The sequence below is a fragment of the Streptomyces sp. NPDC093544 genome, from assembly GCF_040683495.1.
GTDB lineage: Bacteria > Actinomycetota > Actinomycetes > Streptomycetales > Streptomycetaceae > Streptomyces.
Genome location: NZ_JBFBEA010000003.1, coordinates 392,914 through 414,614, shown reverse-complemented (window position 1 = coordinate 414,614; position 21,701 = coordinate 392,914). Strand labels below are relative to the sequence as shown.

Genomic DNA, 21,701 nt, shown 5'->3' with positions numbered 1-21,701 from the left:
GGGGCCGCTGCGGCGTACTGCGAGGGTCTGACGGCAGTAGTTGACGGTAACGTCAGCGGACGAGTGCTGCACAGTGCGGGGGCTCGTCGCCGTCGTCGGGTCGTGTGGAATGCACCGTTCTCACACTTCCATGCAGGGCAGCCGAAGGGTGACCCGACTCGTGAAAGTGTGAACTTCGGCTGGGATAGGACCTCGGAGTTTGAGCGTTACTCCCCAGTGGGAGGCTCGCATCATATGTGGGGAAGGGTAATGCTGTGCTATTCCAGGCGATACCGCGCTACCTGTCAGGGTCCAGCGTGCCATTCCGCGTAGATATCAGCGCTTTCGATGACAACGGATGGTCCACCGCAGCACAATTTCTGGTCGGGTGAGAGGTTGGAAAAATGTTCCCGTTCGAGCTCGTGCGGCTAACTGACTCCGAGAATGAAGTCAGGATCACCGTGCACTCATTGGAGGGCTCCGCCTTCTGGGAGGCTGAGATTGCAGTGACCAGTATGTTCGTCAAGGGAAGTACTCTACTCATGCTTTCTCGGGCCAAACTCGAAGCCTGGCAGCAGGTACTAGATTCCTTGAAGCTGGGTCATGACAGCATCTGGATGCAGACCGATCGTGGCCCGACGGTTAGTGTCCAGCTGGACGGCGAACGGGATTGCCCGGACATTGTCGTGGAGGACGAATCGATCTCCATGGTGACGGTCCGCATCCCCATCGCCCTGGAGGAGGGGTGGATCGCTGACCATCAAGCACGCGTGAATCATTTCATCGAACAGATCTGATGACTGCGTGACGGCGAAGCTCCGCCTGCGATGTCGGGCGAACCTTCGGTGCGTTCGTGACGGTCCGGCCTGCACTTCTTGTACCGTCAAGACCTGTGGAATCATGTGATCACTGGGACTTTGAAACACCTCTGGTCGACCAGCCCTACACGTACTATGTGCTGGCGGGAACGACGCCGGTCCTTGTTCATAACACCTGCGGGGATTTGCCCGACAGTGTGACCGTGACGAAGGACGACAGCTCGATTGTGATTCACCATGCTGAAAGTTGATCTATGACGATCGGCCTGCTTGGCGATGCTGGGAAGCTGACGCTGGGCATGGATCACCTAAGTGGATCTCCTCTGTCTGGGAAGCAGATGTTCGGCATGGTGATGGACCACTTCGGAGACGGAGTTAAGAGGATTGAGGGAAACTGGCCATACGGCGATAATCTTGCTGCATTCAATCGATCGGCAACGGGAGGAACGCCTTTGAAAACGGCTGCCCGCGGAACCTGGACGGGGCAGAGAGCTGCCGAGTACGGGTTCACGAGTGGTCGTATCACTAGGGCCATCCCATCCCTAAGGGTTGTCCCGTAACTGCTGGTCACGGATGAGATGATCTTGATGTGGCTGGTGTGATCACGGCGTCGGAGCCGTCCTGGATAGCCCCGTTCACGGGGCTGAGCCCCCGCCTCTTCGGCAAGCTGGTGACCGTACTGCGGCGCGAGGGTGCGGATGCGGTCCGCAAGGGTCGGCCGTGGAGCCTCCCGCTGGAGGACCGGGCTCTGCTGGTCGCGGCGTACTGGCGCACAAACTTGACGATGCGCCAGCTCGCCCCGCTCTTCGGGGTGTCCAAGTCGGCAGCTGACCGCATCATCGACCACCTCGGGCCGATGCTCGCGCTCCAGCCGCGCAAGCGGTTCACCAAGGGCACCGTGCTCATCGTGGACGGCACCCTGGTCCCCACCGGGACCACACGGTGGCCGAGCAGTCCAAGAATTACCGGTACTCGACCAACCACCAGGTCGTCATCGATGCCGACACTCGCCTGGTCGTCGTGGTGGGCCGGCCTCTTGCCGGAAACCGCAACGACTGCAAGGCGTGGGAGGAATCCGGCGCCAAGGCCGCCGTCGGCAAGACACTCACCATCGCCGACGGCGGCTACCCCGGCACCGGACTCGTCATGCCCCACCGCCGACGCAAAGGCGAAGACCTTCCGGACTGGAAGGAAGCACACAACAAGTCCCACAAACAGGTCCGCGCCCGCGTCGAGCACGTCTTCGCGCGCATGAAGACCTGGAAGATCCTCCGCGACTGCCGCCTCAAAGGTGACGGAGTCCACCACGCTATGCTCGGCATTGCCCGGATGCACAACCTCGCCCTCGCCGGATAGACGAGCGGCCCGTACGACGGCCAAGCACACCCGAAGCAGCTCAGAGATCATTTACGGGACAACCCTTAGGGTAGTGCAATGCGAGATTCCGGTGATTTGCTGCGGCGGATAAATGAAGGTCGAGAGCTTGCGGCACTTTTGGCAGATGGGTTTGAATTTAATGTCCGGCGCAAGTCGGGCGATGAATCCGCGAGGCTAGCTTCCGGGCTACCGCTTGAGCGCATTTCCGGGGACTTTACTGGCGGCATGTTCTATCTGTGTGGAACAGAAGGAACTGTCCGGCCGGTGCTGTATGCGAGCTCGGAGGGTGATTCTGGAGTTATTGCGACCGACCTGAACGAGGCTCTCGCGTTGGTGGTGGGTCTCCCGTACTGGAGAGACTGCCTGAAGTATTCTGCGGGCGGGGACTTGGCTGCCATGGAATCGGCGACGGATTTTCTCTGTCGTGACTTGTTGGCGAATCGGCCGACGGTAGCAGCTGAGCAGTCTCGGGTCGCTGAGGCACTCGGCCTGGCCGTCGAACCTCCCCTGGTATTGACGACCCGTCTTCATGCGGCCGTTAAGAGCGCGGGTGCAGATTTCTATTTTTCCGATGACACGGGCGAGTATGGCGGTCTATTTGGCAAATTTTCGCCAAGTCGCAATCAATCCTGGCGATAGGTCACCTTTCGTGGGCGCTCGACGGCGCCCACTTAGGGCATATCATCTGCTCGGTCTGCTTTTCCCATAGCTTCAGGATGGTGCGCCGTATAGCTCTCCAATGGAGGAGTCTTAGAAAAGTGAGTGGCCCTGCCGAAATTTCTTTTCGGCAAGGCCGCTTGGGTGTTTGGCGGCAGTAGTTGACGGCAACGCCAGCGGACGTACTATGTGCTGGCGGGCGGCACGCCGGTCTTGGTGCACAATACGTGTGGGCCGGTTTTCCGCGCCACAACAAGGGGATATAAAGGAAGCCCTGGAGTTCAGAGTGCTGGTGTGGCACCAACATCCTCTGATCCGGGAGTGGCCACGATATTTGCGACTCACTCCGAGCAGTTTGGTGATGGTGCAATATTCCAGATAGCTATGCCTGGGGATATCGCCGGTGTCGAATCGCTGCCTGGATATATCGCCAGGGAAGCTGAGGTTCAACTGGGAATGTCGCCGACGGAGTTTTCTGTTCGCGCAAGCATTGAAATACCCGCATCTGCCGCTAGGACTATTCTTGATGGAATGGGCATAGGGATTCCGAGAGGTATTGGAATTGAAGACCTTAATCCGACTCTCGAATTCACCCCAAAACTAACACTAGGTCAGATTGGCCAGTTCGTGCGGGAGGCCGGGCAGTATGGTGGCTAGTGGATCGCTTCAGATCGAACAGATCGTTGCATCTTCGGTCGAGCGTATCGTCTGTATCGTTCGTTGTATGAGAGGCTCGGTGCGTCCGGGGGATGCTGTGAGCGACAATGATGGCCAGCAAATAGGAATCGGGGGCGGAGCTCTTTCGGCATATGTCGGAGAGATGTGTTTTCCTGGTCGCAGGATTGACCTTCTCGATCCCCCTCATGTTGCCAAGATAGAAATTCTTGGGCGTGGCTGCGCAATGCTCCATGATGGCTCGCGAATTTTCACCAATCCTGTAAATGGCAAAGATTTCGGCGATCCTTAGAATGTCCCAGAAGATTACCTCGAATAATTCTGCAGAGTTATGAACGGCCCCGCCGAAACTTACTTCCGGCGAGGCCGCCAGGGTGCCTGACGGCAGCAATTGACGGCAGCGTCAGCGGACGGGCGGTGCACAGAGTGGCGGGTCATCGCCGTCGTCGGGCCCGCCGGTCGCTCCGAGGGGGCCGACCTGATGACCGACGAGGAAATCAGGAAAGCGGCCTCCTGGGCGAATCGTGTTGCCGGGCGGATCTCCCATTGGGCGTGCTCGCCGCTGGAGATCACCCATCCACGCCCTTGGACGGAGCACGCTGGACCATCCTGTTGGCGGCGGTGCTTAACCTCTTCGAACCCGGAATGATCACGCCGTGGTCTGCGGTGTTTCGGCTGATCAGCTGGGCGCTGGGATGCGGGCCCACACCGTTTTCCCCGCGCCGTCATGTGCAGGAGTCGTACCCCAGCTTGTTGCCAGTGCTTCGATCAAGTGCAGGCCGCGGCCGTGTTCGTCCCGTGCAGGGTGGGGGCTTGGTGCGGCGCTGGGGTGGGTGGGGGAGTGGTCCGTTACGGCGACGAGGACTTCGTCGTGCCTGGGGTGTGAGACCTCGACCGTGATGTCTGGGCCGGTTGTGTGGATGACCGCGTTGGTGAGTAGCTCGCTCAGGATCAACTCGGCAGTCTGGGCCGTGTCTTCGGACACGTGCCACTCCGCCAGGCGTGCCCTGATCGTGTGCCTGGCCTCCCGCACGAGGGCGGGGTCTGCCGGGAGCGTCGTGCGGTAGTGGTGAGGGTGCCGAACGAGTGGCGTGAGCGTGCGGTATTCCGCGAACGCGCCGTGGGCGGTGAGGGTGGCAAGGTCCACGTGATGGCTGTCCGGCGTGACGACCCCGTGTACCTTTCGTGCGGCCAGGAGTTCGGTCACTGTGCGCCAGGCGAGGCGTCGAGCCGGCGGGCGGGTGAGAGGGCCCGTGTCGTAGAGGGACGCCGCGACCTTCCAGCCGTGGTCGGTGGCCGTTTCGTGCAGGGAGCGCATGACGGTGAACGGGTCGGTCGCGTCATGGATGCAGGCGTACAAGGCCACGGGCGTGGGCCGTACGGAGGGGTTGGTGGGGTTCATCTTGTGCTCCCGGCGCGGTAGTCGGCGTGCGGAGAGCGGATCCGCGTGCCAACCAGCGTCGAGTGTGTGGATCGTAATATGCAATCGAACTTCACTCTGCTGACATAACTGGTATATGCCGTAATCCATGCAAACGGCTGCGCGTGCCGGACACCGACTGTCACACTCGGTGCAGATCCGCTTACAGGGCGGGTAACTTCCGTCGGGAGGGCGGCAGATGGCGGCGAAGCGAGGGCCGACGGTACGACGGCTGCAACTGGGCATCGAGCTTCGGAGATTGCGCGAACGTGCCGGATTCACCATGGAGGAGGCCGTGGTCGGGCTGGGGTTCAGCCAGCCGAAGCTCTCGCGCGTCGAGAAGGGTGACATCGGGCTTCCGAAGTCCGGCGACCTGCGGGCCCTGCTCGACCGGTACGGCGTGGAGGACCCCGACGACGTCGATTTCCTCGTGGAGTTGCACCGTGACTCGCTCAGTCGCGGTTGGTGGTCGACGTACCGAACGTTTCTGCCGTCCGGCATGGCTACGTACATCGGGCTGGAGACGGACGCCAAAGCCATCCAGGCGTGGGAGCCCAACTTCGTACTCGGTCTGCTCCAGGCAAAGTCCTACGCCAGGGCTCTGCTGGAGAGGGCCAAGGTTGTGGAGGAGACGACCACCGAGTACGTCGAGCGTGGCATCACCTTGCGGATGGAGCGCAAGGAGCAGGTCACCCGGGAGGAAAGCCCCATCGAGTTGTGGGCGATCCTCGACGAGGCCGTGCTGCGGCGGGTGATGGGGAGTTCTGATGTCATGCGGGACCAGTACCGGGAGATCCGTGAATTGGCCGAGCGCGACAACATCACCGTGCAGATCTTTCCGATGGCCTCGGTCTCCTACCGATACGGGCGAGGGCCCTTCCAGGTGCTCGGGTTCGGCAGCCGCTTCCCGTCCGTGGTGCAGGCCGACGATGCCTCCGGTGCCGTATCCGTGATCGACAAGCCCTTTGAGGTGCTCAAGTACTCGCGTAGGTTCGAGGCCATGCGAGCCGGTGCCCTCGCCCCGGAGGAGACACCGCGGTTCCTCGACCAACTAGCCCGAGAGATCTGAGTGTTGAAGATGAATGAGCAGCGACTGCCCGGTGCGCACTGGTTCAAGTCGTCGTACAGCAGCGACAGCAACAACGCCTGCATAGAGGTCGCGGATCTCGGCCCCGCTGTCGGGATCCGCGACTCGAAAGACGCGGGACGGCGAGCCGTCACCGTCCCCGCAGCAGCTTGGGAGGCGTTCGTCGCCCACGTCGGCCGCCGCTAGCGGATTCCGGAGGCAGTGGCGCAGCCGGGTTCGGACCGAGAGTGCGTCACGCCGGTTCGAACGGCGCACACAGTCTCCGCAGCACCTTCCCGCACCGCTTTGCGTACGCGTGCTGGAACCCCCGCGTCGCCGGACCGCCCGCGCGCGCGTACCACTTGGCGGCGCGGCTGAAGGCGGTGATGGTGAGCCAGACGGTGCCGTCGCCGGTGCGGGTGATCACGAAGGCTTCCTCGCCGGACTCCGGGTGGCCGGCGAGGGTGCCGTACGCCCAGGCGGTGCGGCGGTACTCCTCGACCGTCCAGACGACGCGGCAGGGGGCTTTGATCGGGCCGATGCCGACGATCACGTCGACGCCGGGGGCCGCCTTCGCCGCGTCGGAGGTGATGCTGACGCCGCTCAGCTCCCGGTGCATCTCCCAGGTCATGAGGGCCTCGGACGCTCGGCGGAAGACGGCTTCGCCTTCGCCGATGCGTGTGCGGACGTGCAGGCGGTGGAAGCCCGGGGGGCAGCGGTCCTCGCGGGTCGCGCCCACGTCCTCGTACGTGTAGGGCATGGTGCACAGCGTAGGGCGGTACCCGGAGTTGCCTTCTCTCCGGGTACCGCCCAGTCTGCTTTACGCCATCGGACGCTGTGGCATCAGACGACGTTGACCGCGGTCCATGCCGCCGCCACGGCCGCGTACTCCGTGCTCGTGGAGCCGTACAGCGCCGACGCCGCGGACAGGGTCGCCGTGCGGGCGCCCGCGTAGGTGGTCGACGACGTCATGTACGTGGTCAGTGCCTTGTACCAGATCTGGTTGGCCTTGTCCCGGCCGATGCCGGTGATCGTGGAGCCGTTGTACGTCGGGGAGTTGTAGGCGACCCCGTTGATCGTCTTGGCGCCACTTCCCTCGGAGAGGAGGTAGTAGAAGTGGTTCGCCGGGCCGGACGAGTAGTGGACGTCCAGGTTCTTCAGCGTCGACGACCAGTAGTTGGCCGACCCGCCGTCCTTGCTCGGCTGGTCCATGTAACGCAGCGGGGTGCCGTTGCCGTTGATGTTGATCTTCTCGCCGATGAGGTAGTCACCGACGTCGGAGGAGTTGGCCGTGGAGAACTCGACCGCGGTGCCGAAGATGTCGGAGGTTGCCTCGTTGAGGCCGCCGGACTCGCCGCTGTAGACGAGCTTCGCGGTGTTGGCGGTGACGCCGTGGGTCATCTCGTGGCCCGCGACGTCCAGCGAGGTGAGCGGCTTGATGTTGCCCGCGCCGTCGCCGTACGTCATGCAGAAGCAGGTGTCGGACCAGAAGGCGTTGACGTACGCGCTGCCGTAGTGGACACGCGAGTAGGCGGCGACGCCGTTGTTCTTGATGCCGCTGCGGTTGAACGTGTTCTTGTAGAAGTCCCAGGTCGCCTGTGCGCCGTACGCGGCGTCGACGGCCGCGGTCTGGTCGGTGGTCGAGCTGGAGGCCGCGCCGGTGCCCCAGGTGTCGTCCGCGTCGGTGAACAGGGTGCCCGTGCCCGAGCTGGTGGTGTGCGACAGGTTGTACGTCTTGTGGCTGCCGCGCGAGGTGTCGGTGAGCTGGTAGGTCGAGCCCGACAGCGTGGTGCCGAGGGTGACCGTGCCCGAGTACAGGCTCTTGCCGGTGCCGGTCTCGATGCCCTGGTACTCGTAGAGCTTCTTGCCGGTGGCCGCGTCGGTGATGACGTGCAGCTCGTTCGGGGTGCCGTCCTCCTGGAGGCCGCCGACGACCGTCTCGTACGCGAGGACGGGGGTGCCGTCCGCCGCCCAGATCACCTTGCGGGGAGCCTGGGAGGCCTCGGTCTTCTCCGAGCCGGCCGCCTTGGCGGCGGTCACGGCCTGCGTCTCGGCCTTCGCGGAGGTGACGGCCGGGGTGAGGGAGGCCACCTTGATGGTCGCCTTCGTCGCCTTGGTGACACCCTCGGTCTTGCCGGACGCGCTCTCGTGGACGACCAGGTCGCCGCCGAGGACGGGGAGTCCGTCGTACGTGCGCTCGTAGCGCGTGTGGACCGTACCGTCCGCGTCCTGGAGCACGTCTCTGACGACGAGCTTCTCCTTGGCGCCGAGGCCTATCTCGTCGGCGGTCTGCGCAGTCGCGGCGTCGGCCTCCTGGATGAGCGAGGTGCGGGCCGCGGCGGACAGCTGGATCTGGGCGCCGGGGAGGGTCGGCTTGGCCGTGGGGGCCGCCGAGGACTCCGCGGAAGCACCGGTGGTCATACCGGTGGCGAGCAGCGCTCCGGCCGCGACAGCGGTGGCAATGGCCAGAGTGGTGCGCTTGTGACGCGCGTAGAGGGGGGTCACGCGAACTCCTTTGTGGGGCGACCGGACGGCATGGGGTGTCCGAACGGAAGGTGAAGTTGCGGTGCGGGTGAGCCGTGCGGTGGAAGAGTGGCACTGGAGGCGCGTACATGTCAGGAGGCCCTGTAAATCTTGGCCGAAAAACGTCCGTTGGCTGAAGATCACTGTGTGCGATGCGGGTTTGTTTTCCGTAAAGGAGACGTCAAAGCAAACTCCGTACCAGGCAAAAGAGGGCGCCGCCCCGGGGAGTTGAACCTCCGGGACGGCGCCCTGTCTGCGGTGGACGTCTACGGGAACGTCAGTTTCCAGCTGTTGATGTAGCCGGTGTCGATGGCCGCGTTGTCCTGGACCCTCAACTGCCAGGTGCCGTTGGCGACTTCGGAGGACGCGTTCACCGTGTAGGTGGTGTTCAGGTTGTCCGTGCTCCCGCCGGTGCTGTACGCCTTCAGTGTGTACGCCGTGCCGTCGGGCGCGACCAACTGCACCTGAAGGTCACCGATGTAGGTGTGCACGATGTCCACGGCGACCGCGAGGTTCGTCGGCGCGTTACCGGTACGCCCGGTGACGGAGATCGGCGAGGTGACGGCCGCTCCGTTGTCCGGAATCGATACGTCGGCCGTGTTCTCGAACGAGGTACCGCCACCACCGCCGCCGCCGGGCCGGGCGCCGACCGCGACGCCCGCCCAGGCGTTCTGCACCGCCAGGTACTCGGCGCTCGTGGTGCCGTACAGCTCACCCGCCACCGCGAGCGTGCCGGTGCGTGCCGCCGCGTAGTTGGTGGTCGTCGTGAACTTCGTGCTGAGCGCCTTGAACCAGATCTGCTCCGCCTTCGCGCGGCCTATCCCGGTGACCGGGAGCCCGTCGGAGGTCGGCGAGTTGTACGAGACGCCGTTGATGACCTTGGCGCCGCTGCCCTCGCTCAGCAGATAGAAGAAGTGGTTCGCCGGGCCCGAGGAGTAGTGGACGTCGATCGAACCGATCCCCGAGTACCAACTGTCCTTGGACGCGCCGTCCTTGCTCGGCTGGTCCTGGTAGCGCAGCGGGGTGCCGTTGCCGTTGATGTTGATCTCTTCGCCGATGAGGTAGTCGCCGACGTCGCTGGGGTTGGCGGCGTAGAACTCGACCGCGGAGCCGAAGATGTCGGAGGTGGCCTCGTTCAGGCCGCCGGACTCACCGCTGTAGACGAGGCCCGCCGTGTTCGCGGTGACGCCGTGCGACATCTCGTGGGCGGCCACGTCGATCGAGGTGAGCGGGTTGGCGTTGCCCGACCCGTCGCCGTACGTCATGCAGAAGCAGCTGTCGGACCAGAAGGCGTTGACGTAGTTGTTGCCGTAGTGGACGCGGGAGTACGCGCCCACGCCGTCGCCCTTGATGCCGGTGCGGCCCTGCACGTTCTTGTAGTAGTCCCAGGTCAGCGCGGCGCCGTAGTGCGCGTCGGCGGCGGCCGACTCCAGGTTGGACGCGAGGCCGTTGCCCCACACGTCGTCGGGGCCCGAGAAGAGCGTTCCGGTGCCGGAGGTGGCGCGGTTCAGGTTGTACGTCTTGTGGCTGCCGCGTGCCCCGTCGGTGAGGTTGTACGTCGTTCCGGACTGCGTGGTGCCGAGCGTGACCGTGCCGGAGTACACCGTGTTGCCGGTGCCGGTCTCGATGGCCTCCCACTCGTACAGCTTCGCGCCGGTGGTGGCGTCCGTGACGACGTGCAGCTCCTGCGGGGTGCCGTCGTGCTGGAAGCCGCCGATGACCGTTTCCCATGCCACGGTGGGCGTGCCGCTAGCGGCCCAGACGACCTTGCGGGGCGCCCGGTTGACCTCGGGGCTCTTGGCTTTCTCCGCCTTGGCGGCCGCGAGTGCCTGCGTCTTCGCCTGCGCGGCGGGCAGCGCGGCCGTCGTCGTCGCCGGCTTGATGGCGGACCTGGTGGCCTTGGTGACGCTTTCGGTCGCGCCGGACTTGGCGGTGTCGACCACCAAGTCGCCGCCGAGGACCGGGAGTCCGTCGTACGTGCGCTCGTAACGGGTGTGGACTGTGCCGTCCGCGTCCTTGACGACGTCTCTGACGACGAGCTTCTCCTTGGCGCCGAGGCCCAGGTCCGCGGCGGTCTCCGCCTTGACCGCCTCGGCGTCGCTGATCAGCGCGGCGCGCTGGGCGGGGGTGAGTTTCACGCTGAGTGCGCCCGGGTTGACCTTGCCCGCGGCCGACGGTGCCTTCTCCGGGGCGGCGGTGGCGGCGCCCGACTGGACGGCCGTGGCGATCAGGGCGGCGACGCCCGCGAGGGCGACGGCTGCGGCGCGGCGCCGCGTGGTGCGGGTGGTGGAGCTGTGGGAGGTGCGTCTGTGAGGGGAGCTGCTTCTCAACACTGACTCCTTCTGCATGGCCGCGGGTCGCACGGCCAGGGGAGACCGGACGAAGGGTGACCGTCCGGGCAGAACAGGGCGGTACGCGGAACCAGGTGCAGGTGCAGGTGCAGGTGCGGGTGCGGAGGTGCTTCGGCACGGCACAGCGGTGTTGCGGGTGGTGCTGTGGGGTTGCTGTGAAGTAGCCGTGGGAAGAGTTGCAGGGGAATGCGCTGTCTGTCAGGAGCGCGTCAACGAATTGGCTGGAAATAGTTCGTTGTCCGGATGGTCATGTTCGGTATACGGATCGTTGGTCGAGGGCGGGCCGGGCGTGCCGTGAGTCCTGTACGCCCGGCCGCACCGCTTTCGGAAGCTCGCTTCAGAGGCTCGCCTCAGAGGCGGGTCAGAGGCTGGTCTCGGGAATCGCTTCCAACGCCTCGCCCCACTCCGGGTACTTGGCGACCTTCGCGAGAGCAATCGCCATGACCTTCTCGCCGAGGCCGGGATCCGGGTCGTCCGACAGGCGGACCGCCGACAGCCTCGCGAGGCGGGGGAGGATCACCAGGTCGCCGTCCAGGTGTACTTGGTCGTGCATGTACCGCTCCAGCGCCGCCAGGTCCTCCACCCCCACGCAGTACGTGTGCGTGAAGCCGCTCGCCGGATCGCCGAGATCCTGGCCCACCACCCCGAACGAGGCCGACTCGACGGTCGAGGTCCGCCTCATCGCCGCGAGCACCTCGGCCTGCTCCTCCTCCGTCGTTCCGTCCTTGAAGCTGAACCGCAGGATGTTGACGATCACCGGGACTCCCCCTCGGAAGGTCTGCGCGTCTCTATTGAACCAGTGGGTTCAATTTAACGGTCTGACTGGTTCAGTACAAGGCGGTATCCTGCGGGGGTGACAACGACAACTCGGGTCTCGCGGGGGCGGATCGACAAGCGGCAGGCGATCCTGGGCGCCGCGTTCACCGTCTTCGCACGCCGGGGTTACGCGAACACCTGCGTGCAGGAGATCGCCGAGGAGGCGGGCGTCGCCAAGCCGACGGTCTACAACCACCTCAGCGACAAGGAGACCCTGTTCCGGCGCGCCTTGGAGGCCGCGGCGGACGAGGTGTCGGCCGAGAACCTCGCCGTCGTCGAGCGCTTGCGCGAACCCGGCGACGACCTGCCCGCGGCCCTGGAGGACGTGTCGTACCGGCTGCTCCAGGTGTGCTGCGGCGAACGGTCGCGCGCGCTGCGCTGGCTGACGTACTCCCAGGTCGGCGGCTTCCCCGACCTGATCGAGGCGGTCCAGGGCCGCACCTCGCAGCGCGTCGCCGAGGCACTCGCGGACCGGCTGGCCCGGCTCTCCCTCGCCGGGCGGCTGCGCCCGTGCGACCCGGCGCAGGCCGCGGAACAGCTCCTCGCGCTGCTCACAGGGCCCATGGAGGCCCGCACCCGGCTCGGCACCCGCAAGGCCTCCGCCGCCGAGACACGCACGGTGGCGCGGGCGGCGGTGGACACCTTCCTGCGGGCCTACGGGGTCAGCTAGGAGAGGGGCGCTCCCCGTGCCATGAGTGCCACAGCGCCGCGTACGCGCCGTCGGCCGCCACGAGGTCGTCGTGCGTGCCGAGTTCGGTCAGCCGGCCGTCCTCCATGACGGCCACCCGGTCCGCGTCGTGCGCGGTGTGCAGCCGGTGCGCGATGGCGATGACCGTGCGCCCTTCGAGTACGGCGGCCAGCGCGCGCTCCGTGTGGCGGGCGGTCGTCGGGTCGAGGAGTGCCGTGGCCTCGTCGAGGATGAGCGTGTGCGGGTCGGCCAGCACGACGCGGGCGAGGGCGAGTTGCTGGGCCCGCGAGCCGTCCGTGGGGTGTCCGCCGGCGCCGAGCTCGGTGTCCAGGCCGTCCGGCAGCTCTCCGGCCCAGTCGTCGGCGCCGACCGCCGCGAGGGCCGCCCACAACTGCGCGTCGGTGGCCGTCGGTTCGGCGATCAGCAGATTGTCGCGAACCGTGCCCAGGAACACGTGGTGCTCCTGGGTGACGAGGACGACCTGCCGCCGCAGCTGCTCGGGATCGAGGCCGACGATCGGCACCCGGCCCACCGTCACCGAGCCGGAGCGCGGCGCGTCGACACCCGCGAGCAACCGGCTCAAAGTGGACTTCCCGGCGCCGGAAGGCCCGACCACGGCCAGCCGTTCCCCGGGCCGCACGGTCAGGTCGACCCCGCGCAGCACCTCGCCTCCGCGGTCGTACGAGTAGCGCACGTCCCGCACGTCGATCCGGTCGTCCACCGGCATGGGCGAACCGGCCGACGAGGTGGCCCGCGGCGCGCGGGCAAGCCCCTCCACACGAGCGAAGGAGGCACTGCTGCTCTGCAACTGCTCGACCCGGTTCAGGATCGTGTCCAGCGGGTCGACGAGCTGGCGCAGATACAGCGCCGCCGCGACCACCGCGCCCAGGCTCATCGCACCCCGCGCGTGCAGCGCGCCGCCCACCAGCAGCACGCCGACCACGGGGACGACGTACGAGACCTCCACCAGCGGGAAGAACACGTTGCGCAGGAGCAGCGTCCGCATCCGGGTCAGGCGCAGTGTCTCGATCGCGTCCCGGCTCGCGCCGATCCGGCGCCGCTGCAGCCCGAAGGCCTCGACCGTGCGGGCGCCCTCGGCGGTGGCCGCGAGGATCTCCGCGACCTCCGAGGTGGCGGCGCCCTCGGCGAGATAGGCGGTACGCGCCCGGCGCAGATACCAGCGTGTGGCGAACCAGATACCGGTCAGGCCCAGCACCCCGCAGCAGCCGAGCAGTGGGTCGAGGACGAAGACCGCGCTGAGGATGAACAGCGACTGGACCGAGCAGATGAGCAACTCGGGCCCGGCGTCGCGCAAGGTGGTGCCCACCATGGCGACGTCCGCGGTGCCGCGGGCCGTCAGATCGCCCGTACCGGCCCGTTCCACGACCGAGGCGGGCAGCGCGAGTGCCCGCTCGACGAACTCCTCGCGCACCCGCGCCAGCGTCCGCTCCCCGAAACGGTGTCCCACATACCGGGCGGCCCGCGCCAGCAGCAACTGCGCCACCGCGCAGACCAGGATGACGAGCGCCAGCCGGTCCACGACGGCGACCCCGCCGCCGGCCCGCACGTCGTCGATGATCCGGCCGAGCAGCCACGGCCCGACCAGACCGGCAGCGGCGGCCAGTGCGTTGAGGGCGAGTACGACGGTGAAGGCACGCCCGTCCGCCCGGACCAGCCGGACCGAGGCCCGGCGCACGTGGGCCTGCTCGGCGACGGGCAGATGCGCGCTCATCGCACGGCCTCCTCATCCGCGACGTCGACGTCGACGTCGCGGGCCGCGAGGTCTTCTAGGTCGGCTTCGCGGGCCGCGAGATCCTCGGCGTCGGCGTCGCGGGCCACCAGCGCCCGGTACCCCGGCTCCTCGGCAAGGAGTTCACGGTGGCTGCCGACGGCCGCGACCTTCCCGTCCACCAGGTAGGACACGGTGTCCACCTGGTCGAGCAGCAGCGGTGACGTGCTGGTCACCACCGTCGTACGGCCCTGCCGCGCGGCCCGCAGCCGGGCGGCGACGGTCGCCTCGGTGTGGGCGTCGAGAGCAGAGGTGGGTTCGACCGCGAGCAGCACCTCGGGATCGGCAAGGAGCGCCCGCACCAGTCGTACGCGCTGTCGCTGGCCCCCGGAGAGACTGCGGCCCTGCGCGTCGACCGTCGAGTCGAGCCCGTCCGGCAGCCCGAGGACGATGTCGTCCGCGACGGCCGCGTGCACGGCCCGCGCGATGGCCCGCTCGTCCTGGTCACGACGGCCGGAGACCAGCTCGCGCAGGGTGCCCGCGAACAGGTCGGCCTCGTTGTCCGCGACCAGGATCCGCGCCCGCACCTGCGACAGGGGGATCTCGTCGAGGCGTACGCCGCCCCAGGTCGCCGCCGACTCCGCGTACCGGCCGAGCCGGTCGACCACGGCGGCCGAGTCCCCGGGGCGGGCGCCGACCAGCGCCGTCAGCTTCCCCGGCGCCAGCTGGACGCCCGACTCCGGATCGCGGAGCATGGACGGGTCCGCCGGAGCGTCCCGGGTGCCGTCGCCGGTGGCCAGCGGCTCCAGCGCCAGGAACCGTACGACCCGCCGGGCGGCCACCAGCCCCCGGCTGATCTGATAGCCGCACTCGATGAAGAACGCCACCGGCATCACCAGGACCGCGACATAGCCGTACACGGACACCAACTCGCCGATGGTGATGGACCCTTGAGCGGCCAGCCGGGCCGCCAGCCAGGTCACGACGGCGAGGAACACCGTCGGCAGCCCGAGGCCGAGCGCCTGGATCCAGCTGGTCACCGCCCCGACCCGGTACCCCTGCGCCCGCAGCTGCTGCGAGTCGCGGCGGAAGGAGTCGGCGAACAGCCCTTTGCCGCCGAGCCCGTTGAGGACACGCAGGCCGCCCGCGAGGTCGCCGATCCGGGCGGTCAGCACACCCTGCCGCTCGCGGTACTCGGTCTCCGCGCCCTGCAGCCACCCCAGCATCGGTCCGAAGAGCACGGCGATCACCGGCACCCCGAGCAGGATCACCACGGACAGTTGGACCGAGACCGACAGCAGCAGCGCGGCCACGACGCCGTAGGTGAGGACCGCGGCCACGCCGGGGCCGACGACGGTCAGGGACCCGGCGATCGTCTGGACGTCGCCGACACCGATCGTGACGACCTCCCCCGCCCCCACCTGGCGCGACAGCGCGCCACCCAGCCGGGTCGCCTGCCCCACCACGACCTTGACCGTACGGAAGTTGGCGTCCATCCGGAGCTTGGTCATCGTCCGGTGCCGCAAGGTGCCCAGCAGGGCGTTGAACACCCCCGCCCCCAGCAGCGCCGCGGCCCAGCCCAGCAGCGCCACCTGGTCACCGGGCTCCAGACCGTCGTCGATCGCGCGCGACAGCAGATACGGCGTCAGCGCGAGGAGCCCCATCCAGACACTCGCCAGCAGCGCCCCGGCCAGCGACCGGCCCGGCTGTCTGGTGCACAGCCACCACAGATACCGGCCGCCGCTACGCCGGTCGGGCGTGCCTGGATCCTCGTACGCGTCGATCATCCGCTCCCACTCTCCGACCCAAGCCTTCTGACGCGCTGTACGAGGCTGTCCCCGCTATACGAGACTGTCCCGCCACGCCCGGTGCAGATCCGCGAATCTGCCGGTGTCGGCGACGAGTCGGTCCGGTGTGCCGTCCTCGACCACATGCCCCTGCTCCATCACCAGCACCCGGTCGGCGATCTCCACCGTGGAGAGCCGGTGCGCGATGACCACCGCCGTACGGCCGCGCAGGACCGTCAACATGGCTCGCTGGACCGCGCGTTCACCCGGGACGTCCAGGGAGCTGGTCGCCTCGTCGAGGATGAGGACCGCCGGGTCGGCGAGCAACGCCCGCGCGAAGGCGACCAGTTGGCGCTGGCCCGCGGAGATACGGCCGCCCCGTTTGCGTACGTCCGTGTCATAGCCGTCGGGCAGGGAGCTGATGAAGTCGTGGGCGCCGATCGCCTTCGCGGCGCGCTCGATGTCCTCACGGGTCGCGTCGGGGCGGCCGATGGCGATGTTCTCGGCGACCGTGCCGGAGAACAGGAAGGCCTCCTGCGTCACCATCACCACCCCGCGCCGCAGTTCGGGCACGGACAGCTCGCGCAGGTCGACGCCGTCCAGGAGGACGCGGCCGTCCGAGGGGTCGTAGAAGCGGGCCAGCAGCTTGGCGAGCGTCGACTTGCCCGCGCCCGTCGAGCCGACCACCGCCACCGTCTGACCGGCCGGGAGGGTCAGGTCGAAGGTGGGCAGGATCTCCCCGCCGGTGCGGTACGCGAAGCGGACACCGTCGAAGACGACCTCGCGGCCCGGGTGTTCGGACGCGAGGGCGGGCAGCTGCTTCGGCTCGGCCGGCTCCGGCACGGACGGGACCTGGGCCAGCAGGCCCGCGATCTTCTCCAGCGAGGCCGCCGCGGACTGGTAGGAGTTGAGGAACATCCCCAGGCGGTCGATCGGGTCGTACAGCCGGCGCAGATACAGCACCGCCGCGGCCAGCACACCCAGGGCGAGGGAGCCCGAGGCCACTCGGTACGCGCCCCACAGCACCATCCCCGCGACCGCCGTGTTGGCGACAAGACGGGAGCCGAGGACATAGCGGGCCATCTCCAGGATGGCGTCGCCGTTCGTCCGCTCGTGGTGCCGGTTGAGCGTCCCGAACTCCGCGTCGTTCGTGGCCTCGCGGCGGAACGCGCGCACCGGGCGGATGCCGTTCATCGTCTCCGCGAACTTCACGATCACGGCGGCGATCGCGGTCGAACGGATCGCGAAGATACGGCCCACGCGGTGCTGGTAGAGACGGATCAGCAGATACAGCGGCACGAAGGACGCCACCGCCATCGCGCCCAGGCCCAGGTCGAGCCAGAGCAGCATCGCCGCGATGTAGACGAAGGACAGGATGACCGTGACGAGCTCCTGCAGGCCCTCGCTGAGCAGTTCGCGCAGCGACTCGACGTCCGTCGTGGAACGGGAGATCAGCCGGCCCGAGGTGTAGCGCTCGTGGAAGTCGATGCTGAGCGCCTGGGCGTGCCGGAAGATACGGCCGCGCAGGTCGAGCAGCACGTCCTGGTTGACGCGGGCGGAGGCCAGGATGAAGGCGTACTGGAGCCCGCCGGAGGCCAGCGAGCAGAGCAGGTACACGACGGCCACCGCGATCAGCGGGCCGTTGTCGTTGCTCCGATACGCCGGTACGGCACGGTCGATGGCGTACGCGACGAGCAGCGGGCCCGCCTGGACGGCGGCCTGCTGGAGCAGCAGCAGGACGGAGGTCAGGACCACGCGGGCTCTGAGCGGGGCGAGCAGGGAACGCAGCAGTGTGGCCGTCGCGCCCGGGGGTGTGGGGAGGGTGTCGCGGTCGAAGGGGTCCGTGGACTGCGGGGGCTCTTGTGAGGGCCTCCCCTTGTCCTTGCGCTTCTCCTTGCGCTTGTCCTTGCCCGGCGCGGTCGTCGTCGGCGCCGTCATCGGTCGTCCTCCTCGGTGCCTGACATCAGGTGGGCGTACTCGGCGTTCGTGCGCAGCAGTTCGTGGTGGGTGCCGACCGCGGTGATACGGCCGCCGGAGAGCAGGGCGACCCGGTCCGCGAGCAGGACCGTGGACGGGCGGTGCGCCACGATCAGCGCGGTCGTCTCCGCCAGTACGCGGCGCAGTGCCGCCTCGACCGCGGCCTCCGTGTGGACGTCCAGGGCCGACAAGGGGTCGTCGAGGACGAGGAAGCGGGGGCTGCCGACGACCGCTCTCGCCAGGGCGAGCCGCTGGCGTTGCCCGCCGGAGAGGCTCAGGCCCTGTTCGCCGACCTGCGTGTCCGTGCCCTGCGGCAGCGCGTGCGTGAACTCCGCCTGCGCGACGGCGAGCGCCCGGTCCAACTCCGCTGCTCCCGCGGTGTCCCCGGTGCCCATGAGCACGTTCTCCCCGACGCTCGCCGAGAAGAGGGTGGGCTCCTCGAAGGCCACCGCGACGAGTTCGCGCAGCGTCGTCCTGGGCATCTGGGCGATGTCCTCGCCGTCCAGCGTGATCCTGCCCGAAGTCACCTCGTGGAGGCGGGGGACGAGGGCGGTCAGGGTCGTCTTCCCGGTACCCGTCGCACCGACCAGGGCCATGCTCTCGCCCGGGCGGATGTGGAGGTCTATGCGATCGAGGATGGGCGGGGTGTCGGTGGGGGCGTCGGGGTAGCGGAACCGGACGTTGTGGAACTGGAGTCCGCCGGTGCCGGTGCCGGTGCCTGCTGAAGCAGCACCCGGGGTGGGTGCTGGGGTCGGGGTGGGTGCGCTTGCCTGCGCGTGCAGGGTGCCGCTTTCGTTGGGACGGGAGCCGCCCCTAGCGGCACGCATGCCCACAGCGGGGACGGTTGCGGCGGTGGTTTCCAGCTCCGCCTCCTCGTCCATCACCTCGAAGTACCGTTCCGTGGCCGTCGCCGCTTCCTGGCTCATGGCGAGGAGGAAGCCGATCGAGTCGACGGGCCAGCGCAGCGCGAGGGCGGTGGACAGGAAAGCCACCAGCGTGCCCGCGGAAAGGTGGCCGTCGGCGACCTGGACGGTGCCGAGGACGAGGGCGGCGCCGATGGCGAGTTCGGGGAGGGTGACGATGAAGGCCCAGATGGAGGCGAGGAGTCGGGCCTTGGCGAGTTCCGTGCCGCGCAGGGTGCGGGACAGCTCGCGGAAGGCGCGGGCCTGACTGCGATGGCGCCCGAAGCCCTTGATGATGCGGATGCCGAGCACGCTCTCCTCGACGACCGTCGTCAGGTCACCGACCTGGTCCTGCGACCGCCTGGCCACCTCCGAGTACCGCCGCTCGAAGAGCCAGCAGACGATCATCACCGGGCCGGCGGGAGCGAGCAGTACCAGCCCCAGCGTCCACTCCTGGGCCAGCATGATGGCCATGCCCGCAAGGATCGTCACGGAGTTGACCAGCAGGAAGGTCAACGGGAAGGCCAGGAACATCCGCAGCAGCATCAGGTCGGTGGTGCCCCGGGACAGCAGCTGGCCGGAGGCCCAGCGGTCGTGGAACGCGACCGGCAGCCGCTGCAGATGCCGGTACAGATCCGCCCGCATCGCCGCCTCGACACCCGCCAGCGGCCGCGCCACCAGCCACCGCCGCAGCCCGAACAGACAGGCCTCGGCGATCCCGAGCAGCAGCAGATACAGCGCCCCGAGCCAGACACCCCGCGTGTCGTGGTCGGCCACGGGACCGTCCACCATCCACTTCATGATGAGGGGGAACAGCAGCCCCATACAGGACGCGAGGACGGCGACGAACGCCGCGGTGAACAGCCGCACCCGCACCGGCCGCACGTACGGCCACAGACGCAGCAGACTGCGTACGGTCGAACGGTCGGCGCGGTCATGTGTCTTGGCGCGGTCACGGGGCTTGGCACGGTCCTCGGTCCCGGCCTGGTCCTTGGTCACTGCATCTGTTGTGGACATCAGTGGCGAGCCTACGGTTCGGCACTGACAGAGCCCACCGAGTTTTGGCCGTACCAGGATCGGTCGCTGGTCTTACGACCTGCACTGTTCGAGGGGTCGTAGGACGCTGTCAACCGATCGGTTGATGCGCCTTCGAGCGCGTTGGCCGATACCCGGGACGCTCTCTCGCCGGAACCCTGGTGCCATGACCATCATCGAAGTCACCGACCTGCGTAAGTCCTACGGCGGCCGGCCCGTGGTCGACGGGGTCTCCTTCGCCGTCGAGGAGGGCGAGATCTTCGGGATCCTAGGCCCGAACGGCGCGGGCAAGACCACCACCGTCGAGTGCGTCGAGGGCCTGCGTGTCCCCGACACCGGCCGCGTCCGCGTGACGGGCCTCGACCCCGTCACCGAGCACGAGGCCACCCGCCGCGTCCTCGGCGCCCAGCTCCAGCAGAGCGAGCTTCAGGACAAGCTCACCGTCCGTGAGGCACTCGAGCTGTACGCCGCCTTCTACTCCCACCCTCAGGACTGGCGGCCCCTCGCCGAACGCCTCGGCCTGACACCCAAGTTGACCACCCGGTTCGGCAGGCTCTCCGGCGGCCAGAAACAACGGCTGTTCATCGCGCTCGCGCTGATCGGCAACCCCCGGATCGTCGTCCTGGACGAGCTGACCACCGGCCTCGACCCGCGCGCCCGCCGGGACACCTGGGAACTCATCGAGGACATCCGAGCGAACGGCGTCACCGTCCTTCTTGTCACCCATTTCATGGAGGAGGCGCAACGCCTGTGCGACCGGATCGCCGTGATCGACAAGGGGCGGGTGGCCGCCCTGGACACCCCGGCCGGCCTGATCCGGCGCTCGGCCGGCGCCACCGTCATCAGCTTCACGCCGTCCCGGCCGCTGGACGACCGTGACCTGAACGCGCTGTCCGCGCTCGCGTCGGTCGAGTACAAGGACGACCGTGTCACGCTCTCCGGCACCGACGAGACCGTCAACGCCGTCATCACACTCCTGGCCCGGCACCACATCACGGCCCACCAACTCCGCGTCACCGAAGCCACGCTGGACGACGCCTTCCTCGACCTCACGAAGGACTCGGCGACGGACTCGGCGACAGACGCCACGCAGGTCGCCCAGCAGGACTCCAAGAAGGAGGCAGCGGCATGAGCACCGCCGTCGGAAACACCGCCCTCGTGAACACCGCTGTCCTGAAGGCCGAGATCCGCCTCCTGGGGCGCGAACCGGGCAGCCTCTTCTGGATCCTGCTGTTCCCCGTCCTCCTGCTGGTGATCCTCGGTTCCATCCCGTCCTTCCGCGACCCCGACCCGTCCTTCGACGGCCTGCGCGGGATCGACGCCTACGTCCCGGTGGCCGTGCTGCTCGGCCTGGTTGTCGGCGGCCTGCAGGCGATGCCGCAGACCCTCACCGGCTATCGCGAGCGGGGCATCCTGCGCCGGATGTCCACCACACCGCTCCGGCCCGTCGCCCTGCTGTCCGCACAGATGCTGGTGTACGGCGGTGCGGCCCTGGTGTCGGCGCTGCTCGCCCTCGCGGCCGGCCGGCTCGCCTTCGACGTCAAGCTGCCCGGGCAGCCCTTCGGATACGCCCTGGCCCTGGTCCTGGCCGTCCTGGTGGCTCTCGCGCTGGGCGCGGTGATCTCCGCCGTGTCCCGGACCACGAAGATCGCGGGCGCGATCGGGTCGGCCGTGTTCTTCCCCGCGATGTTCTGCGCAGGAGTGTGGCTGCCGGTGCAGGCCATGCCCGACGCGCTGGCCAAGGTCGTCGGCTACACGCCGTTCGGCGCGGCGGCCCAGGCTCTGAACGAGGCCGCGGCGGGGGACTGGCCGGGGTGGGCCCATCTGGGCGTGCTCGCCGCCTGGACGGTTCTGCTGACGGCTGCCGCCTCGCGCTGGTTCCGATGGGAGTAGGCGACCCG

Annotated in this window: 18 protein-coding genes and 1 pseudogene; 10 read left to right on the top strand and 9 right to left on the bottom strand. The window is 67.8% G+C overall.

Annotated elements, in window-relative coordinates:
• Window positions 1-383 precede the first annotated feature (383 nt).
• The 5 genes and pseudogenes from AB0N66_RS06170 to AB0N66_RS06150 all read left to right on the top strand — a co-directional run bounded on the left by AB0N66_RS06170 (window position 384) and on the right by AB0N66_RS06150 (window position 3,488).
• Window positions 384-776: a DUF5959 family protein gene (locus tag AB0N66_RS06170; RefSeq protein WP_365429441.1), complete on the top strand. Its 393-nt coding sequence runs from the start codon at window positions 384-386 to the stop codon at window positions 774-776.
• A gap of 275 nt (window positions 777-1,051) precedes the next feature.
• On the top strand, window positions 1,052-1,357 hold the full coding sequence (locus AB0N66_RS06165) for a hypothetical protein (RefSeq protein ID WP_365429438.1): 306 nt from the start codon (window positions 1,052-1,054) through the stop codon (window positions 1,355-1,357).
• A gap of 29 nt (window positions 1,358-1,386) precedes the next feature.
• Window positions 1,387-2,153: pseudogene (locus AB0N66_RS06160) on the top strand (transposase).
• A gap of 78 nt (window positions 2,154-2,231) precedes the next feature.
• The gene (locus AB0N66_RS06155) at window positions 2,232-2,813 is read left to right on the top strand and encodes a hypothetical protein (RefSeq protein ID WP_365429435.1); all 582 of its coding nucleotides are present in this window, start codon (window positions 2,232-2,234) and stop codon (window positions 2,811-2,813) included.
• Window positions 2,814-3,152: 339 nt separating this feature from the next.
• On the top strand, window positions 3,153-3,488 hold the full coding sequence (locus tag AB0N66_RS06150; protein WP_365429432.1) for a hypothetical protein: 336 nt from the start codon (window positions 3,153-3,155) through the stop codon (window positions 3,486-3,488).
• Window positions 3,489-4,185: 697 nt separating this feature from the next.
• Here AB0N66_RS06150 and AB0N66_RS06145 read toward each other — a convergent pair.
• Window positions 4,186-4,908: an ATP-binding protein gene (locus AB0N66_RS06145; RefSeq protein ID WP_365429429.1), complete on the bottom strand. Its 723-nt coding sequence runs from the start codon at window positions 4,906-4,908 to the stop codon at window positions 4,186-4,188.
• Between the two features lie 217 nt (window positions 4,909-5,125).
• Between AB0N66_RS06145 and AB0N66_RS06140 the strand changes: the two genes are divergently transcribed.
• Together AB0N66_RS06140 and AB0N66_RS06135 are read left to right on the top strand one after the other, a co-directional pair.
• The gene (locus AB0N66_RS06140; protein ID WP_365429426.1) at window positions 5,126-5,995 is read left to right on the top strand and encodes a helix-turn-helix transcriptional regulator; all 870 of its coding nucleotides are present in this window, start codon (window positions 5,126-5,128) and stop codon (window positions 5,993-5,995) included.
• A 9-nt stretch (window positions 5,996-6,004) separates the two neighbouring features.
• Window positions 6,005-6,199 carry a DUF397 domain-containing protein gene (locus tag AB0N66_RS06135; RefSeq protein ID WP_365429423.1) on the top strand — a complete coding sequence of 65 codons (195 nt, stop codon included), beginning with the start codon at window positions 6,005-6,007 and terminating at the stop codon, window positions 6,197-6,199.
• A 46-nt stretch (window positions 6,200-6,245) separates the two neighbouring features.
• On the opposite strand, the gene AB0N66_RS06130 is transcribed toward AB0N66_RS06135, so the two are convergent.
• The 4 genes from AB0N66_RS06130 to AB0N66_RS06115 all read right to left on the bottom strand — a co-directional run bounded on the left by AB0N66_RS06130 (window position 6,246) and on the right by AB0N66_RS06115 (window position 11,623).
• A complete protein-coding gene (locus tag AB0N66_RS06130) occupies window positions 6,246-6,752 on the bottom strand; it encodes a DUF1990 domain-containing protein (RefSeq protein WP_365429420.1) in 507 nt (168 codons plus the stop codon).
• Between the two features lie 83 nt (window positions 6,753-6,835).
• Window positions 6,836-8,497 (bottom strand): M4 family metallopeptidase, encoded by a 1,662-nt coding sequence (locus tag AB0N66_RS06125; RefSeq protein ID WP_365429417.1) that lies wholly within the window; start codon window positions 8,495-8,497, stop codon window positions 6,836-6,838.
• Between the two features lie 284 nt (window positions 8,498-8,781).
• Window positions 8,782-10,845, bottom strand: coding sequence for a M4 family metallopeptidase (locus tag AB0N66_RS06120; protein WP_365429414.1), 2,064 nt, complete (start codon window positions 10,843-10,845; stop codon window positions 8,782-8,784).
• Window positions 10,846-11,227: 382 nt separating this feature from the next.
• Window positions 11,228-11,623 (bottom strand): Dabb family protein, encoded by a 396-nt coding sequence (locus AB0N66_RS06115; protein WP_365429412.1) that lies wholly within the window; start codon window positions 11,621-11,623, stop codon window positions 11,228-11,230.
• A gap of 96 nt (window positions 11,624-11,719) precedes the next feature.
• Between AB0N66_RS06115 and AB0N66_RS06110 the strand changes: the two genes are divergently transcribed.
• Window positions 11,720-12,352 carry a TetR/AcrR family transcriptional regulator gene (locus AB0N66_RS06110; RefSeq protein ID WP_365429409.1) on the top strand — a complete coding sequence of 211 codons (633 nt, stop codon included), beginning with the start codon at window positions 11,720-11,722 and terminating at the stop codon, window positions 12,350-12,352.
• Here the strand turns inward: AB0N66_RS06110 and AB0N66_RS06105 are convergent.
• From AB0N66_RS06105 to AB0N66_RS06090, 4 genes are read right to left on the bottom strand one after another with little or no spacing between them, the layout of a single operon-like run.
• Window positions 12,345-14,102, bottom strand: a complete 1,758-nt coding sequence (locus AB0N66_RS06105; protein ID WP_365429406.1) for an ABC transporter ATP-binding protein — start codon at window positions 14,100-14,102, stop codon at window positions 12,345-12,347. The two genes, AB0N66_RS06110 and AB0N66_RS06105, sit on opposite strands and share 8 nt — an antisense overlap.
• Complete coding sequence (locus AB0N66_RS06100) at window positions 14,099-15,886, bottom strand: ABC transporter ATP-binding protein (protein ID WP_365429403.1); 1,788 nt, start codon at window positions 15,884-15,886, stop codon at window positions 14,099-14,101. The genes AB0N66_RS06105 and AB0N66_RS06100 overlap by 4 nt, the downstream gene beginning before the upstream one ends.
• 54 nt (window positions 15,887-15,940) lie before the next feature.
• Window positions 15,941-17,824, bottom strand: coding sequence for an ABC transporter ATP-binding protein (locus tag AB0N66_RS06095; protein ID WP_365429400.1), 1,884 nt, complete (start codon window positions 17,822-17,824; stop codon window positions 15,941-15,943).
• Window positions 17,821-19,782 carry an ABC transporter ATP-binding protein gene (locus AB0N66_RS06090; RefSeq protein ID WP_365429397.1) on the bottom strand — a complete coding sequence of 654 codons (1,962 nt, stop codon included), beginning with the start codon at window positions 19,780-19,782 and terminating at the stop codon, window positions 17,821-17,823. The genes AB0N66_RS06095 and AB0N66_RS06090 overlap by 4 nt, the downstream gene beginning before the upstream one ends.
• A 184-nt stretch (window positions 19,783-19,966) precedes the next feature.
• Here AB0N66_RS06090 and AB0N66_RS06085 point away from each other — a divergent pair, with 184 nt between their 5' ends.
• Together AB0N66_RS06085 and AB0N66_RS06080 are read left to right on the top strand one after the other, a co-directional pair.
• Window positions 19,967-20,932: an ABC transporter ATP-binding protein gene (locus tag AB0N66_RS06085; protein WP_365429394.1), complete on the top strand. Its 966-nt coding sequence runs from the start codon at window positions 19,967-19,969 to the stop codon at window positions 20,930-20,932.
• Window positions 20,929-21,693 (top strand): ABC transporter permease, encoded by a 765-nt coding sequence (locus AB0N66_RS06080; RefSeq protein WP_365429391.1) that lies wholly within the window; start codon window positions 20,929-20,931, stop codon window positions 21,691-21,693. Before AB0N66_RS06085 ends, AB0N66_RS06080 begins: the two co-directional genes overlap by 4 nt.
• Window positions 21,694-21,701: the final 8 nt, after the last annotated feature.

Coding starts and splice junctions, on each gene's coding strand:
- AB0N66_RS06085 (WP_365429394.1), top strand. CDS start 19,967: ATGACCATCATCGAAGTCACCGACCTGCGTAAGTCCTACGGCGGCCGG.
- AB0N66_RS06095 (WP_365429400.1), bottom strand. CDS start 17,824: ATGACGGCGCCGACGACGACCGCGCCGGGCAAGGACAAGCGCAAGGAG.
- AB0N66_RS06155 (WP_365429435.1), top strand. CDS start 2,232: ATGCGAGATTCCGGTGATTTGCTGCGGCGGATAAATGAAGGTCGAGAG.
- AB0N66_RS06080 (WP_365429391.1), top strand. CDS start 20,929: ATGAGCACCGCCGTCGGAAACACCGCCCTCGTGAACACCGCTGTCCTG.
- AB0N66_RS06145 (WP_365429429.1), bottom strand. CDS start 4,908: ATGAACCCCACCAACCCCTCCGTACGGCCCACGCCCGTGGCCTTGTAC.
- AB0N66_RS06135 (WP_365429423.1), top strand. CDS start 6,005: ATGAATGAGCAGCGACTGCCCGGTGCGCACTGGTTCAAGTCGTCGTAC.
- AB0N66_RS06090 (WP_365429397.1), bottom strand. CDS start 19,782: ATGTCCACAACAGATGCAGTGACCAAGGACCAGGCCGGGACCGAGGAC.
- AB0N66_RS06165 (WP_365429438.1), top strand. CDS start 1,052: ATGACGATCGGCCTGCTTGGCGATGCTGGGAAGCTGACGCTGGGCATG.
- AB0N66_RS06100 (WP_365429403.1), bottom strand. CDS start 15,886: ATGATCGACGCGTACGAGGATCCAGGCACGCCCGACCGGCGTAGCGGC.
- AB0N66_RS06105 (WP_365429406.1), bottom strand. CDS start 14,102: ATGAGCGCGCATCTGCCCGTCGCCGAGCAGGCCCACGTGCGCCGGGCC.
- AB0N66_RS06140 (WP_365429426.1), top strand. CDS start 5,126: ATGGCGGCGAAGCGAGGGCCGACGGTACGACGGCTGCAACTGGGCATC.
- AB0N66_RS06170 (WP_365429441.1), top strand. CDS start 384: ATGTTCCCGTTCGAGCTCGTGCGGCTAACTGACTCCGAGAATGAAGTC.
- AB0N66_RS06130 (WP_365429420.1), bottom strand. CDS start 6,752: ATGCCCTACACGTACGAGGACGTGGGCGCGACCCGCGAGGACCGCTGC.